The sequence below is a fragment of the Phytoactinopolyspora halophila genome, assembly GCF_003287285.1.
GTDB lineage: Bacteria > Actinomycetota > Actinomycetes > Jiangellales > Jiangellaceae > Phytoactinopolyspora_A > Phytoactinopolyspora_A halophila.
The window spans coordinates 14,864-30,367 of record NZ_QMIG01000004.1; the positions used below are offsets into that span (position 1 = coordinate 14,864).

Annotated in this window: 15 protein-coding genes; 3 read left to right on the forward strand and 12 right to left on the reverse strand. The window is 69.0% G+C overall.

Translation table 11 applies throughout. The annotated features are described in order from the left end of the window. Positions 1 to 23: 23 nt before the first annotated feature. The 4 genes from lgt to trpB all read right to left on the reverse strand — a co-directional run bounded on the left by lgt (position 24) and on the right by trpB (position 4,220). Complete coding sequence (lgt, locus tag DPM12_RS06690; protein WP_245951226.1) at positions 24 to 1,100, reverse strand: prolipoprotein diacylglyceryl transferase; 1,077 nt, start codon at positions 1,098 to 1,100, stop codon at positions 24 to 26. 33 nt (positions 1,101 to 1,133) lie between these two features. Further along, positions 1,134 to 1,973 carry a thioredoxin domain-containing protein gene (locus DPM12_RS06695; RefSeq protein WP_158542795.1) on the reverse strand — a complete coding sequence of 280 codons (840 nt, stop codon included), beginning with the start codon at positions 1,971 to 1,973 and terminating at the stop codon, positions 1,134 to 1,136. 183 nt (positions 1,974 to 2,156) lie between these two features. Then, a complete protein-coding gene (trpA, locus tag DPM12_RS06700; RefSeq protein ID WP_112257541.1) occupies positions 2,157 to 2,957 on the reverse strand; it encodes a tryptophan synthase subunit alpha in 801 nt (266 codons plus the stop codon). A gap of 15 nt (positions 2,958 to 2,972) precedes the next feature. Further along, a complete protein-coding gene (gene trpB / locus DPM12_RS06705) occupies positions 2,973 to 4,220 on the reverse strand; it encodes a tryptophan synthase subunit beta (RefSeq protein ID WP_245951218.1) in 1,248 nt (415 codons plus the stop codon). Between the two features lie 178 nt (positions 4,221 to 4,398). Between trpB and DPM12_RS06710 the strand changes: the two genes are divergently transcribed. Both DPM12_RS06710 and DPM12_RS06715 read left to right on the forward strand, forming a co-directional pair. Beyond that, on the forward strand, positions 4,399 to 5,031 hold the full coding sequence (locus tag DPM12_RS06710) for an ArsR/SmtB family transcription factor (RefSeq protein ID WP_112257543.1): 633 nt from the start codon (positions 4,399 to 4,401) through the stop codon (positions 5,029 to 5,031). Beyond that, a complete protein-coding gene (locus tag DPM12_RS06715) occupies positions 5,028 to 6,281 on the forward strand; it encodes an MFS transporter (protein ID WP_112257544.1) in 1,254 nt (417 codons plus the stop codon). The genes DPM12_RS06710 and DPM12_RS06715 overlap by 4 nt, the downstream gene beginning before the upstream one ends. Before the next feature lie 10 nt (positions 6,282 to 6,291). On the opposite strand, the gene trpC is transcribed toward DPM12_RS06715, so the two are convergent. The 6 genes from trpC to hisI all read right to left on the reverse strand — a co-directional run bounded on the left by trpC (position 6,292) and on the right by hisI (position 10,818). Continuing rightward, positions 6,292 to 7,101, reverse strand: a complete 810-nt coding sequence (trpC, locus tag DPM12_RS06720) for an indole-3-glycerol phosphate synthase TrpC (RefSeq protein ID WP_112257545.1) — start codon at positions 7,099 to 7,101, stop codon at positions 6,292 to 6,294. 169 nt (positions 7,102 to 7,270) lie between these two features. Next, complete coding sequence (locus DPM12_RS06725; protein WP_112257546.1) at positions 7,271 to 7,663, reverse strand: winged helix-turn-helix domain-containing protein; 393 nt, start codon at positions 7,661 to 7,663, stop codon at positions 7,271 to 7,273. 2 nt (positions 7,664 to 7,665) lie between these two features. Further along, positions 7,666 to 7,926, reverse strand: a complete 261-nt coding sequence (locus DPM12_RS06730) for an HGxxPAAW family protein (protein ID WP_211658552.1) — start codon at positions 7,924 to 7,926, stop codon at positions 7,666 to 7,668. Between the two features lie 114 nt (positions 7,927 to 8,040). Continuing rightward, positions 8,041 to 8,796 (reverse strand): Trp biosynthesis-associated membrane protein, encoded by a 756-nt coding sequence (locus DPM12_RS06735; protein WP_158542797.1) that lies wholly within the window; start codon positions 8,794 to 8,796, stop codon positions 8,041 to 8,043. Positions 8,797 to 8,815: 19 nt separating this feature from the next. Further along, the gene (locus tag DPM12_RS06740) at positions 8,816 to 10,429 is read right to left on the reverse strand and encodes an anthranilate synthase component I (RefSeq protein WP_112257707.1); all 1,614 of its coding nucleotides are present in this window, start codon (positions 10,427 to 10,429) and stop codon (positions 8,816 to 8,818) included. A 20-nt stretch (positions 10,430 to 10,449) separates the two neighbouring features. Beyond that, on the reverse strand, positions 10,450 to 10,818 hold the full coding sequence (gene hisI, locus DPM12_RS06745; RefSeq protein ID WP_112257708.1) for a phosphoribosyl-AMP cyclohydrolase: 369 nt from the start codon (positions 10,816 to 10,818) through the stop codon (positions 10,450 to 10,452). A 97-nt stretch (positions 10,819 to 10,915) separates the two neighbouring features. On the opposite strand from hisI, the gene DPM12_RS06750 reads away from it, so the two are divergent. Beyond that, positions 10,916 to 11,428, forward strand: a complete 513-nt coding sequence (locus DPM12_RS06750; RefSeq protein ID WP_123788435.1) for a septum formation family protein — start codon at positions 10,916 to 10,918, stop codon at positions 11,426 to 11,428. Positions 11,429 to 11,534: 106 nt separating this feature from the next. Here DPM12_RS06750 and DPM12_RS06755 read toward each other — a convergent pair whose 3' ends face one another. Then, positions 11,535 to 13,322: an ABC transporter ATP-binding protein gene (locus DPM12_RS06755; protein WP_211658554.1), complete on the reverse strand. Its 1,788-nt coding sequence runs from the start codon at positions 13,320 to 13,322 to the stop codon at positions 11,535 to 11,537. A 73-nt stretch (positions 13,323 to 13,395) separates the two neighbouring features. Next, positions 13,396 to 15,396 carry an ABC transporter ATP-binding protein gene (locus tag DPM12_RS23550; RefSeq protein WP_425467577.1) on the reverse strand — a complete coding sequence of 667 codons (2,001 nt, stop codon included), beginning with the start codon at positions 15,394 to 15,396 and terminating at the stop codon, positions 13,396 to 13,398. Between the last annotated feature and the right edge of the window lie 108 nt (positions 15,397 to 15,504).

Sequence of the window (15,504 nt, forward strand, 5' to 3'; positions counted from 1 at the left end):
AACGGACACCGCCGTGGCGCATCTCACGTCCGTTCCGGCTCTCCGCCGGTGTCGCCGCTGCCTCCAGCGTCCTCCCCGTCTCCGCCAGCACCGCCGTCGTCACCGGCCACGCTGCCGGGTTCGCTATCGAGGTCACCGGCCGTCTCGCCGCTGGCATCACCAGCCGCCCCGGTATCGGCAGTCTCGCTCGCCGTCCCCGCGACGACCTTCTCCTGCGCTTCCTCCTCCGCTTCCGCGCCAGCAGGCGTTCCAGCCACCGTCTCCGGCGCCTCGCGCCCGGGCCGCAGCCGTGCCGAGAGGACGAAGTACACGATGGCCGCGATGAAGAGCAGGCCGGAGACCCACATGTTGACGCGGAGCCCGAAGATCTCGTTGGCCGGGTCGACCCGCAGGTACTCGAAGAACCCGCGGCCGAGCGTGTAGCCGGCGACGTACAGCGCCAGCACCCGGCCGTGCCCGAGCTGGAACCGGCGGTCGGCCCAGAGAAGGAACAGCGCGACCGCAACCGCCCACAACGACTCGTACAGGAAGGTTGGATGGAACGTCTCAGCGTTGGCGTAGGCGGCCGGGCGGTTGCCGGGGTCGATCTCCAACCCCCACGGCAGGTCCGTGGGGCGGCCGAAGAGCTCCTGGTTAAACCAGTTGCCCCACCGGCCAATCGCCTGGGCGAGCAGGATGCCCGGAGCCAGGGCGTCGGCCATGGCCGGCATCGGGATGCCGCGCCGGCGGCAGGCGATCCACACGCCCAGCGCACCACCGGCGATGGCCCCCCAGATGCCGATACCACCTTCCCAGATCTGCAGCGCCCGCCACGGATCGCGACCCTCGCCGAAGTACAGCTGGTTGTCGGTGATGACGTGGTAGATGCGCGCGCCGACGATGCCGAACGGCACGGCCCAGATGGCGATGTCGGACACCGTTCCCGCGCTGCCTCCGCGCGCCTGCCACCGGCGGCTGCCCAGCCAGATCGCCACGACGATCCCGGCGATGATGGCCAGCGCGTACGCCCGCAGCGGGAAGGGCCCGATGTGCCACACTCCCTCGTCCGGGCTCGGGATCGAGGCAGGCAGCGTGGTCGGTGCGATATTCGCCATGATCATGGTCACGAGGCGACGGTACCCGTACGAGCGCGACTAGTCATCATCCGCGCCGGCATCGCCGTCCTCCTCGTTGCCCGGCTCGTCGGCGCCGTCGTCCTCGGCGCCCTCATCGCCGGCTTCCTCGCCGTCGCCGGAGCCGCCATCGCCGCCGTCGAGCTCGGCCTCGATGGCCGACTGCAACGCCTGCGGCGACTGCCATTCCTGGAGGACCTCGCCGTTGATGATGACGGTGGGCGTGCCCTCGATCCCGGCTTCACGTGCCTTGTCGGTCATCGACGTTGCCCAGTCCGAGTACGTGCCATCGTCCACGCACTCCTCGTACTCGCCCTCGATCCCGAGGTCTGCCCCGAAGTCGGCGAGCTGGTTGTCGGTCCACTGGGGCAACGAATCCCCAGAGTACGCCGCCGTCTTGAACTCGGAGCCCATGCCCTCTTCGGCGGCACAGGCGAAGGCGTTGCTGGCCCGTGCAGAGTAGACACCGCCGGTGAAGGTGATCGGGTGGGCGATGAGCTGCACGTCGCCGGACTCGATGAACTGCTTGAGGACGGGCCCGCTGTTCTGTTCGAACGATTGACATGCCGGGCAGAGGAAGTCCATCCAGTACTCGACCGTGACGGGGGCATCCTCGTTCCCCAGCATGATCCCGTCGTACTCGCCGGTTGCCGCCGTCGGCACCGCGGAGTTCCCGCTCGCCGTGCTATCGCCGTCGTCTCCCCGCGTGCTGATGACCGCGACCGCGATGATCGCGACAGCGACCAGGACGGCGCCCGCGATTCCGAACCGCATCATGCGCTCTCTGGCGCGCTCCTTGCGTGCCTGCTCCTCGCGCATCGCCTTGACGCGCTCTCGGGCCTCCGCCTTCTTATTGCTCATCGCTGCCTCTTTCGAATGACCTCGAACCGTGCACATCTACCGACGACGCCGCGGGGCAAGCCGTTCACAACTAGCCGTCGACGACGGTACAACTTCTGCAGGGCAGGGACGAGTTCCCGGCACCATCGCGGCAATCACAGATTGATTACCCTTTGGCCCCGAGATCGGGCTCCCGTCGACCGCTCACGGCGTCGCGCGCCGCACGCCGTCAGCGAGCTCTGCGGCCAGGCTCGCGGCCGCGCGCACGCCGCTCGCCGCATCGTCGGCGTCCATCAGGCGGCGCACGAACGCCGACCCCACGATGACGCCATCGGCGAAGCTGGCGACCTCGGCGGCCTGGTCCCCGCTGGAAACGCCGAGGCCCACCGCAATCGGCAGGTCGGTCGTCGCGCGTGTCCGGGTGACCAGCCCCGCAGCGGCGTTTCCTACCTGCCCACGGGTACCGGTCACGCCCATGGTCGAGGCGGCGTAAACGAACCCCCGGCACTCCCGCGTCGTCAGCGCGATCCGCTCGTCCGTCGACGACGGCGCCACGAGAAAGACGGTGTCGAGCTCGCGGGCCCGAGCCACCGGCAGCCACTCCTGCGCGTCGTCGGGAATCAGATCCGGGGTGATGGCCCCCGATCCCCCGGCCGACTGGAGATCGCAGGCGAATCGCTCTGCGCCATACCGGTCGATCGGGTTCCAGTACGACATCACGAGTACTGCCGCACCCGTCGACGCGACGGCCTCGACCGTGCGCAGCACCTCCGGCGTCCGGGTGCCGCCCCGCAGCGCGGCGTCCACGGCATCCTGGATCACCGGCCCGTCCATGAGTGGGTCGCTGTAGGGAAGGCCCACCTCGACGACGTCGACGCCGGCCTCGACCATGGCCGTGAGCGCCTGGATCCCGCCGTCGACGGACGGGTAGCCCGCCGGCAGGTAGCCGACCAGGGCCGCACGCCCCTCCGCGTGCGCCTTCGCGAACGCTGTCGATGTCTTCACGTCGTCCTCACTTCGCTACGTTCCTTCCTGCGCGTCCGGATCGAGCAACCCGAACCACCGCGCTGCGGTGTCGAGATCCTTGTCCCCGCGCCCGGAAAGATTGACCACGATGACGGCGCCCGGGCCCAGCTTGGCTCCCAGCAGGCGTGCCCCGGCGAGCGCGTGCGCGCTCTCGATCGCGGGAATGATGCCTTCGGTGCGGCTGAGCAGCTGGAACGCCTCCATCGCGGCGGCGTCGTCCACGGGCTCGTACACCGCGCGGCCACTGTCGTTGAGCCAGGAATGCTCGGGGCCGACGCCGGGATAGTCCAGACCTGCCGAGATGGAATGCGATTCGATGGTCTGCCCGTGCTCATCCTGCAGCAGGTACGAGCGGGCGCCGTGCAGCACCCCGGGTGCCCCGGAGGAGATGGTCGAGGCATGCCGGCCGGTCTCGACGCCGTCCCCGCCGGCTTCGAATCCATACAGCCCGACCTCGGTGTCGTCGATGAAGGCGTGGAAGATGCCGATGGCGTTCGATCCGCCGCCGACGCACGCTGCCACGGCGTCGGGTAGCTTCCCGGTGAGCTCCTGGACCTGCTGGCGCGCCTCGACACCGATGACGCGCTGCAGGTCGCGGACCAGGGTCGGGAACGGGTGCGGGCCGGCGACCGTGCCGAAGACGTAGTTGGTGGTCTCGACGTTGGTCACCCAGTCACGCATGGCCTCGTTGATGGCGTCCTTGAGGGTGCGCGATCCCGTGGAGACCGGGACGACACGCGCGCCGAGCAGCTCCATGCGGGCGACGTTGAGCGCCTGCCGGCGGGTGTCCTCCTCGCCCATGTAGATCACGCATTCGAGGCCCATGAGCGCGGCCGCCGTCGCCGTGGCGACGCCGTGCTGGCCGGCCCCGGTCTCCGCGATCACGCGGGTCTTGCCGATCCGCTTGGTCAGCAGTGCCTGGCCGAGCACATTGTTGATCTTGTGTGAGCCGGTGTGGTTGAGATCCTCGCGCTTGAGCAGGATCCGCGCGCCGGATGCGGCCTCCGCGCTGAAGCGCGTCGCGTCGGTGAGTGGCGTGGGGCGGCCGCTGTACGACTTCAGCAGGCCGTCGAGCTCGGCCCCGAATGCCGGATCCGCGGCGGCTGCCTGATACTCGCGATCGAGCTCGTCCAGGGCGGCGACCAGTGCCTCGGGTACGTAGCGGCCCCCATAGGGACCGAACCGACCCGGTCTCTCGGATGGCCGCTCGGGTCGCTCGGTCACCTCGTGCTCCTCGGTCACCTCGTGCTCCTCGAAGATGCGTGCGTCGACACCGGCGGGCGTGCGCCCCTCCCGCTCGTCGCCGGCGCGGCGCGCGCCGACGACGAACCTTGGCCTGACCCTAGCCTGCGCCCGTGCACGTCCACCACGCGGGTTTGCGCAACTTGCAAAGACTCGTTTGCAAATATACCTTTGCATCATGGACGACACGCCCCAAGGGCCTCCGCTGGACGACGACGAGCGCGCGGTGCGCCTGGATGCCCTCTCGGTCCGTGGCTTGGCGCATCCGATCCGCCTCAAGATGCTGGGACTCCTTCGAACCGATGGCCCCGCTACGGCAACGAGCCTGGCCCGGCAGCTCGGGTTGAACACCGGCGCGACCAGTTACCACCTGCGCCAGCTCGCGGCATACGGGTTCATCGTGGAGGATTCGGGCCGCGGCACCACGCGGGAGCGGTGGTGGCGCGCCGCTCACCGGTCCACCTACTTCGACCGCAACGCCCTGACCGGCGACGAGACCGGCGAGGCATTCGTCCGGGCAATCGGGCAGATCTACTCCGAGAAGATCCAGCGAGCCATCGACGAGTACGCCACCCTGCCGCCCGAATGGCGGGACGCCGGCACGCTCAGCGACACCATGTTGATGCTGACACCGGACGAGTCCACGCGGCTGGTGTCCGAGCTGTTCGAGGTCATGGCCCGCTACCGGCGGCACGATCCGGACCATCCGTCGCCCGCCCCTGCCGATGCCACGCCGGTCACCCTCCAGCTCCAGGTGTTTCCGGACGCGAGCAAGCTCGCCGACGCCGAACCGCCCGAGGAGACCGGATGAGCGACCCGGAGGGCGCGGGGCACGCCGGGCGCGAACCGCGCGAACCGCGCGAACCGCGCAGCCTGTACGGCTTGCTGGCCGCGAACATCGTCTCGCTCGCCGGCACCCGCCTGTCGATGATCGCGCTGCCCTGGTACGTCATCACCAGCACCGGTGATGCCGTCAACACGGGCCTGGCGGCCTTCGCCCAGATGACGCCATACGTGCTCGCCAAGGCCCTGGCCGGCCCGGTGGTGGATCGCCTCGGACCCCGGCGGGTCACCATCGTCGCCGAGATTGCCGGCGCGGCGGCGATCGGCCTGATCCCCGTCCTGCACGCCGCCGACGCGCTGCCATTCGGCACGTTCCTGGTGCTGGTGGCGCTGGTCGGGATGGCCAGCGGTCCGGCCGACGGCGCCAAATCCGCGATGATCCCGGCAGTCGCCGAGCGGGCCCAGGTACCCCTCGAACGAGTCACCGGGCTGACCGGGACGATCGAGCGGCTCGCCAGCACTATCGGCGCGGCCGCAGCCGGAAGCGTCGTCGCCTTTCTGGGCGCCGCCCCCGCACTCGCCGTGAACGCCGTGACGTTCGTGTTCGCAGCGGTGATCGTGATGGCCACGGCGCCGTCCCGGTACGGACCGCATACTCGCGTCGCGGGTGGCTACCTCGGCCAGTTCCGGGAAGGCGCCAGTTTCATCTGGCGCGATCGCCTGCTACGCGCGATCTACATGATGACCAGTATCACCAACCTGCTGGATGCGGCCACGTTCTCCGTGCTGCTCCCGGTCTGGGCGCACAGCTCCGGGCGGGGACCCGCGGAGATCGGCCTGCTGGCGGCGGCGTTCGGCGCCGCTGCGGTAGCGGCGAGCATGCTCGCGGCGGCCATCGGGCACCGCATGCCACGTCGTGCGACGTACCTGGCCAGTTTCCTGATCGCCGGCGCGCCCCGGTTCATCGTTCTCGTGCTCGACGTGCCGTTGAGCACCATCGTTTCCGTCTACGTCGTTTCGGGCTTCGCCGCGGGTTTCATCAATCCGATCCTGGGCGCAGTGATCTTCGCGCGGATCCCGGCCGATCTCGTCGGCCGGGTGAGCGCGCTGGGCACGTCCCTCGCCTGGGCCGGCGTCCCGTTCGGCGGGCTCGCCGGGGGCGCGATCACCGCGGCGGTCGGGCTGTCGCCCGCCTTGATCATCCTGGGCATCGCCTACCTCGTCACCACCATCCTGCCCGGCTTGCAGCGCAGTTGGCGCGAGATGGACCGCCGGTGACCGGCGGCTCCTACTGCGAACGGTTGTTCAGCGCCGGATGCGCGCCAGCCGCCACGAGGTCGGCCACCGCACTACGCGGTTCCTTGCCCGTCACCAGGCTCTCGCCAACGAGCACCGCGTCGGCACCGTCCTGGCCCAGTTCGATGACGTCGTGCGGGCCCCGCACGCCCGACTCGGCGATACGCACGACTCCGTCCGGCACCAGCGAGGCGAGCCGGTGGAACGTCGACGTGTCGACCTCGAGCGTGTTCAGATCGCGCGCGTTGATGCCGATGATGCGCGCACCCGCGTCGACGGCACGGTGGACCTCGTCCGCGGTATGCGCCTCGACGAGAGTGGTCAGGCCGATCGACTCCGCCCGCTCGATCAGGCTCACGAGCGCGTTCTGCTCGAGAGCGGCCACGATGAGTAACGCGACGTCGGCGCCGTGCGCGCGCGCCTCCCAGAGCTGGTAACTGGTGATGATGAAGTCCTTGCGCAGGATGGGAACATCGACGGCCGCGCGGACCGCGCGAAGATCGTCGAGCGAACCGTTGAAGCGCTGGCCTTCAGTTAGCACGCTGATAGCGACCGCACCACCGGATTCGTAATCGACGGCGAGTGCCGCGGGATCCGAGATATCCGCCAGGGAACCTTTCGACGGGCTCGACCGTTTTACCTCAGCAAGGATCGAGACTCCGGGAGAACGCAACAGTGGCGTCACGTCACGCGCCGGCGGCTGCTTCGACGCCAGCTCCTTCAGATTGCCCAGTGGGATCCGTTCCTGGCGCGCGGCAAGATCGGCGCGGACACCGTCGAGGATCTCCTCGAGTACGCTCACGCTTGCTCTCCGCCCTGTGATTGTGTGCATATGACAACTAATGTGGGGGGACTCAACCGATCCAGAGTAGCCACGCGTCCTGACGCGTCCTGCCGCGGCCCCCTGTGTGGATCGCGTCGCGCATCGAGCACACGACGATTCGGTGGCCAGCGCTGAACGTTCGGTGACTTCATGGCACCTCGTCACTCCGCGGCGAGACGGACGAATGCGGGACACGCGGCGGATCCAGCGCGTATCCGACACCCCGGACCGCGTGGATTTCCAGCGCTCCACCCAGTTTGGTACGCAACGACGCGATGTGGACGTCGACCGTGCGTGAACCGATCGGGTTCGGGTAACCCAGTGCCTCGCACATCAGCTCCGTGCGGGTACAAATCCGTCCTGGACGGTGCATCAGGTATCCCAGAACCGCCGCCTGGACCGGGGTCAGCGAGATCGAGCGACCCGCCGCCGGCAGCACGGCCGTGCGTCTGGCGACATCGAGCGTGACTCCAGCAACCGAGACCGACGATCCGCCTTCACCAGGTCGGCTCGCCGCTCGGCCACCGGCGCCGCTACTCATGACTAGCCGTCTCTGCCCTCGGAACCCGCCGGGACCGACTCGGGTGACTGCTCTTTCGAGCTCATCCGCTCGTGCTGGCCGAATCCCATCATCTGCAGCACCTTGCCGGCGATGCCACCGAGGACGATGAGCCCGACGCCTCCGAACCAGAACACCTGCCAGTTCAGCATCATGACGCCGATACCACCGACCACGAACCCGGCCACGATCATGATGACGGCCGTCCAGGCCGCCGGGGTATGGCCGTGGCTGTTGTACGCCATCTCGTCTCCTTGCGAGCTAGATACCTGCGGGCAGTATCCGTGTTCGTCTACGTTCGTCGCTTACGCACCGTGCTGAGAATCTCGATATGACTATTGTGCCGGATGCGCGCGAGTTCACGCTGTCGGGTCGTCACCTCGGTCCAACGCATCCCAGACGGCCGCCGAACTGCCGGCCTCACCGTCACCCTCAGTAACCGCCTGCCCGCCGCCGAGCTGGGCGCGACGATCGGGGTGACTGGCGTGGTCCGCCCGGTCCGCATTACCCGACCCGTCCGCCCGGCCCGCCTGGTCAGTCCGATCCATCCGATCCATCTGATCCGTCCGGCCCGCACGTCCAGTACGTCCGGTACGGCCGGTCCGTTCATACCGGCGGCCCATGGCCGGCCAGCGGTGACCGCGCAGCGCCACGAGCACGCCGGCTGCCACCATCAAGGCCGCACCCGCCGCCGTCGGGACGACCCACCCGGGCGAGGTGGAGAGCGTGTCCACCGGACCGGATCCCTCGCCTCCGCGCTCGATCCAGCGCGCCGCCCGGCCGTCCACATCGGCGGCGACGACCAGCACGTTGACCAGCAGCACGGACCCCAGCAGCGCGAGCACGGCACCCACGATCCGCCGGCCCATCCGCCGCACGGCCGGCACCAGCACGACAGCCGCGAGCCCGACCAGGCACACGGCCGACGCGAGCGGGACGAGATCGCTGCCGGTCACCTCGACCGTCGTGCGCATCAACGTCGCCGGAACCTCGGCCGTCGCCCAGGTGCGCGTGGCTCCCCACAGCCCCGTCCCCGAGCCGAGGACGAGCGCGCCGAGCGTTGCCAGGCACTCCCTGCGGGCCGCTCGCCGATGCCTCGCAGCCAGGTCCGTCACCGCGTTCTCCATCCGGGTCTCACGGGCTCTCATGTTCTCGGCGTTCGGCGACGGGGCGCATGGCATCGGCGATCGCGACCGCGCGCAACGCCGACGCCGCCTTGTTCCGCGATTCCGTCCACTCGGCCTCGGGGTTGGAATCGGCCACCACGCCCGAACCCGCCTGGACGTAGGCGACGCCGTCGCGAATCAGCGCGGTCCGGATGGCGATGGCGACATCGAGGTCGCCGGCGAAGTCCAGATACCCGACCACGCCGCCGTACAGGCCGCGCCGGGTGGGTTCGAGCTCGTCGATGATCTCCATGGCGCGCACCTTGGGCGCACCCGACAGCGTGCCCGCCGGGAAGCACGCCGCGAGCACGTCCAGCGCACTGCGCTCCTCGCCGAGCCGGCCCACCACGGTGGACTCGAGATGCATGACGTGGCTGTAGCGGCGGACCGACATGAAGTCGACGACCTCGACCGTGCCCGGAGCGCACACCCGGCCCAGATCGTTACGGGACAGGTCGACAAGCATCAGGTGCTCGGCGCGCTCCTTGGGATCGTCGACGAGTTCGGCCGCCAGCGCCGCGTCGGCCTCGGGGGATTCGCCACGCCACCGGGTCCCGGCGATGGGATGCGTCATCACCCGGTCACCCTCCACCTTGACCAGGGCCTCGGGGCTGGAACCGACGACGGAGAAGGCGTCGTGCCCGTCGCCGTTCGGCCCGGGAAACCGCAGCAGGTACATGTAAGGGCTCGGGTTGTCGCGGCGCAGCACCCGATACACGTCCAGCGGATCGGCCTGGGTGGTGGCCTCGAACCGCTGGGACAGCACCACCTGGAAGGCCTCGCCGGCGTAGATCTCTTCCTTGGCCCGCTCGACGGAGGCCAGGAAATCCTCCTTGCTGGTGCGGCTGTGGTGCTCGGGGACCATCTCCGGCACGTACGGGTTGACCGACGACGGCGTGGGTGCGGCCAGCTGCGCGGTCATCCGGTCGAGGCGGGTCACCGCGTCGAACCACGCCTCGTCCACTCTCTCGTCGGAGTCGTCCCAATTCACGGCGTTCGCGACCAGTAGCACCGTGCCGTCGTCGTGGTCGACCACGGCGATGTCGGTAGCGAGCAGGAAGGCCATCTCCGGCAGCCGGAGGTCGTCGGCGGTGCTGGCCGGCAACCGTTCCAGGCGCCGTACCGCGTCGTAGGAGACGAAGCCCACCAGGCCACCGGTCAGCGGCGGCAGGCCAGGCAAGTGGGAAGTCCGCAGGATCTCGAGGGTGCCGGCGAGGGCTTCCCACGGGTTGCCTCCCGACGGGAGGCCGGTCGGTGGGTTTCCGTGCCAGATCGCGGCGCCGTCGCGCTCGGTGAGGATCGCCGCTGAATCGGCACCGATGAAGGAGTACCGCGACCACACTCCCCCGTGTTCTGCGGATTCCAGCAGGAAGGTCCCGGGCCGGTTCCCGGCCAGCTTGCGGTAGATGCCGACCGGGGTTTCGGCGTCGGCCAGCAGGCGGCGCACGACGGGGATCACGCGGCGGTCCCGGGCGAGCTTCCGGAACGTGTCGATATCGGGCGCGACGTCGAGCCCGATCGGCTGCTCAAACGTCCCATGATCATGAACGCTGGTCGTCTCCGTGTGACGACCAGCGTTCATGATCATGGGCGTGGGATCGGTCATGCCATTCCTCCGGATGGTGTACTCACGGGCTCGATCAAGCCGTCGTCGAAACAGGTCGACGCGCCGGTATGACAGGCCGGCCCCTCTTGCTCGACCTTCAGCAAGATCGTATCGGCATCGCAGTCCAGCCTGACCTCGCGCACCCACTGCCGGTGACCTGACGTCTCGCCCTTCACCCAGTGCTCCTGGCGGCTCCGGCTCCAATACGTGGCCCTGCCGGTGCTGAGCGTGCGGTGCAGCGCTTCGTCGTCCATCCACGCGAGCATCAGCACCGAGCCGGTGTCGTGCTGCTGGACGATAGCCGGAAGCAGGCCATCGGTGGTGCGCCTCAGGCGCTCTGCCAAGGCGGGATCGAGACTGGACATGCCATCCATTCTGCCGGACACCGGTGCATCGCTGATGCTCGTGGCCGCTGCGATACGGTTCCTGGGTTGAGATGATGACGTGACCGAGGAGCTATTCGTGATACGTAACACTCTGCGTTCCCGTATCGTCGGTGTCGCAGCACTGGCGGCTGCGGCGCTGATCATGAGCGGTTGCAGTGCTTTCGAGGACCTGATGGGTGACGACAAACCCGACCGTGACGAGGAGACCGGCCAGGTCACGGAACAACAGGAAGACATCAGCGTCTTCGACATCGAAGAAGGCGACTGCATCGGCGAGTTCGCCCAGGATTCAGTGGACACGGTCGACCTCTATCCGTGCGACGAAGAACATTTCCAGCAGGTATTCCTCATCACCGAGATCGAACAAGATGAGCTGCCGGGCGACGAGGAACTCGAAGAACTCGTGATCGACGAGTGCCTGCCCGCGTTCGAAGAGCACGTGGGCGTCGCCTACGAAGAGTCGGAACTGGACGTCAACTATCTCGCCCCGTCACAGGACACCTGGGCGGACGGTGACCGCGACATCGTCTGCACCGTCTTCGACCCCGCCGGCACGGTCACCGGCAGCCTCGAAGGCGCCGACCGCTAGCCTCACCCGTAGGCACCAGTCCCTCGATCGTCCCGCCACCGATCCCTTGATCGCCCCTCCGACCGAACCGTCGTGGAACCGGCTGTCGTGGAACCGGCCGTCGTGCTCACCGGGACTGGGCGATCCACGCCACGTGCAGCTTCGCGTACACGCCACCAGCCTCGACCAGCTGCACATGTGGGCCCCGCTCGACGAGACGGCCGGCGTCGAACACGAAAACCTCGTCGGCCGTCTCCGCGGTGGACAGGCGGTGGGCGATGGTGACCGACGTGCGCCCTCGCGACACCCCCTCCAGGGCTCGCGCCAGGCGCACCTCGGTCGCGGGATCGACCGCACTGGTCGCCTCATCCAGCACCAGAAGATCCGGATCGGCCAGGTAGGCGCGCACCAGCGCCACGAGCTGGCGCTCACCGGCGGACAGCGACTCGCCACGCTGGCCCACCGACGCGTCGAGCTCACCGGGTAGGGACTCCGCCCACTCGGCGAGACCCAGCTCGGTGAGGGCCCACCACAGGTCGTCGTCGGTGGCATCCGGACGCGCGAAACGCAGGTTCGCCGCGAGCGTGTCGTCGAACAGGAAACCTTCCTGCGGCACCATCACGACGCGCTGGCGCAGCGAATCGAACCGCACCTCACGCAGGTCAACGCCGTCGAGAACCACCCGCCCCGACACCGGATCCATCAGGCGGGTGAGAAGCTTGGCGAACGTCGTCTTACCCGAACCCGTCTCCCCGACCACGGCCACCTTCGTACGCGGCAGGATTTCCGCGTTCACGTCGTGAAGCACCCGAGGCCCATCCGGGTAGGCGTACGAAACAGCCTCGAACCGGACATCGACGGGCCCGTGGGGCAGCGTCGTGCCGGCGTCGCCGGGGTCTGCGACGTCGGCGGGCGTGTCCAGTACCCCGAGCACGCGCCGCCAGCCGGCGATCGCGTTCTGCGCCTCGCTCAGCACCTCCGTACCAACCTGGATGGGGGCGACGAAGAGGGTGACGAGGAAAATGAACGCCAGGAGCCGTCCCAGGGTGATGTCGCCGGCGATACCGAGTCCCACGCCGGCGAGCACCACGGCGGCGTTGGCGATCCCGGCGAACACTTCCCCGGTGGAGAACGTGAACGCGGCCAGGCGATGTGCCCGGGTGGCGGCGCTGCGATGCGCCTCGACCGCCTCGTCGATCCGCTGCTGCGTCCGGCCCTCGATCGCGTACGCGCGGACGGTCTGCGCACCCACGATCGACTCGGAAACGGCGCCCAGCATCGCGCCGACCCGCTCGCGCACCACCATGAACGCCGCGGACAGCATGCGCTGGAACCAGCGCAGGGCGACGAAGAACGGGAGGAAGCACAGCCACACCAGGAGCGTGAGCTGCCACGAATAGATCGCCATGATCACCGTGGCGATGATCAACTGGCCGATATTCACCAGCAGGAACAAGCCACCGAACTGCACGAACTGCGAGATCGTGTCGACGTCGGTGGTAACGCGCGCCACGAGCCCTCCGCGGCGCTCGGTGTTCTGGGTGAGTACCGACAGGTCGTGGACGTGCCGGAACGCCTTGGTGCGCAAGGTGGCCAGACCCGCCTCGCTGGCCCGGAAGAGCCTCCGGTTCATGAGGTAGGTGGCACCGATGGTGATCACGATTCCGCACCCCGCCACCACGGCCATCCACCGGACGAACTCCAGGTCCGCCCCGCCGGGCGCGTTCAAACCGCGATCGATCGTCTGCTGCACCGCGATCGGGACGATGACCCGGCCCGCCGTGGCGACCATGGCGATGACGAGCGTCAGCGGCAGGCCCTGCTTCATCTCGGGAGACAGGGCGAGGCCCCGTGCGATGGTGCGCAGCGCGCCGTCGGACCTCTTCTCCCCGAGCCGGGAGGATGCCACGCTCACCACCCACCTCCATGATCATGAACGCGAGTCGATCTGTGAGGGCGATTTACGTTCATGATCAGCGGAACGGGGGTCATGGCGTACCTCCATCTCCGTCCGCCGCCCGGTCCGCCGCGTCTCGCTCGTACGCCGTCAGCAGCTGCTCGTATCCGGGCGACGTCACCATCAGCTCGGCATGGCTCCCACGCCCCGCGATCCGGCCGTCCTCGATGTACACGACCTCGTCAGCGAGCGCGATCGTCGCGCGGCGATACGCCACGACGATGACGGTCGACGGCAGCCCCGCCTCCCGCAAACCGGCCAGGATCCGGCGCTCCACCTGCGGATCCACCGCACTGGTCGCGTCGTCGAGCACCAGCAAGCGAGGCCGGCGCACCAGTGCCCGCGCCAGCGCGAGCCGCTGCCGCTGGCCCCCGGAGAGCGTCGTTCCCCGCTCCCCCACCACGGCGTCCAGCCCGCCGTCGTCCTGGCGCACGAAGTCGTCGGCCTGCGCGAGCTCCAGGGCCGCCCAGACGTCCCCGTCAGGTACGTCGCGGCCCAGCGTGACGTTGTCCCGGATGCTGTCCTCGAAGACGAACGGCTGCTGGAACACCAGCGCCGCCGCGTCGGCAGCCTCCCCACGCGTCAGCGACCGGATGTCGACGCCGTCCACGAGCACCGAACCATCCGAGGGATCGACCAGGCGGACGAGCAACCCGGCCAGCGTCGACTTTCCAGATCCCGTCGGCCCGACGACGGCGATCGTCCGCCCCGGCGGAACGTCCAGGGTCACGCCCTCCAGGACCCGGTGCTCGCCATCTCGGCGCTCGTCGCCATCTCGGCGCTCGTCGCTCTCTCGGCGCTCGTCGCCGTCGCGTTGCTCACCGTCATCGCGTTGCTCACCGGCGTGGCGCTCGCCTCCTGCCTGTCCAGCTGCGTGCTCCCCTCCCGGTCTGGCATCGCCGCGGCGCTCGCCCGCGGTGCGGCGGGTCATCGCGCGACCCGCGCGTCGCTCGCGCTCCGCCACCGTGGGCAGGGTCTCGCCGGCATCGGTCTCGTACGCAAAGCTCACGTCCTCGACGCCGACGCGTGCTGCGCTGCCGGCACCGTCGAGGCGTCGTTCGCCGTAGGGCAGCGCCCCGGTCGCGTCGAGGACCGCCGACACCCGGCGCCAGCCAACGACGGCCCGGGGAAGCTCGCCCAGCACGAAGCCGATCGCCCGGATGGGGAACGCGGTGAGCGTGAAGAGATAGGCGACCTGAACGAGTTGCCCGGGCTCCAGAGTCCCACCGGCGATGCGCGTCGAGCCGATCAACAGCACGACGAGGATCGCGAGGTTGGGCAACGCCTCGAGTATCGGGTCGAACGCGCCCCGGATCCGGCCCACCCTGGCGTTCGCGTCACGCAGCTGGTGAGCGACGCGGCGGAATCGTTCGGTCTCGTCCGACTCCCGGCCCATCGCCTTGACCAGAGCCGCGCCGTCGAACGACTCGTGCGCCACGCCGGACAGGTCGGCGCGCAGCGCCTGCGCGCGCGTCGCCACCGGTGAGAGGCGGCGCTGGTAGACGAAATTGATCATGAGGATCGTCGGGAAGACCAGGAACCCGACGAGTGCCAGCCATGGATCGACCAGCACCATCGACACCAGCGCGATCGCCAGCATGACGATCACGCCGAGCGCGAACGGCAGCGGCGCGATAGGCCACCATGTCGCCTCCACGTCGGCGTTCGCGTTCGACAGCAACCTGCCGGCGGAGTGGCGATGATGCCACGACAGCGGAAGCTTGAGGTACTGGCGCGTGACCTGCCTGCGATACGAGGCCTGGAGACGGTATTGCCCCATCCCGGCGTAGTACCGGCGAAGCACGATGCCCGCCGCTTTCAAGATCGCCGCACCGATGATGGCCGTGGCGGCCACCGCCAGTGCCCCAGCCGTCGTCCTGCCCTCGGCGAAAGCCGGCACGACGACGCGATCGGTCACCCGCCCGATCACCTCGGCGGCGACGACGGTCATCAGTCCGTACAGGGCGCTGCCGAGGATGGCGACACCGAGGACCACGGGCTCGTCCCGCAAGGCCCGGCCAAGGATGCGCATGCCCTCACCGAGCGTCGCCCGCCGTTCGGGCCGCCTGTCGCTCACTGTGTCCGCCCTCGTCAGATGCCGTATCCGGGCGTTCCCACCCTTCACGCCGAGTCGGCGTGA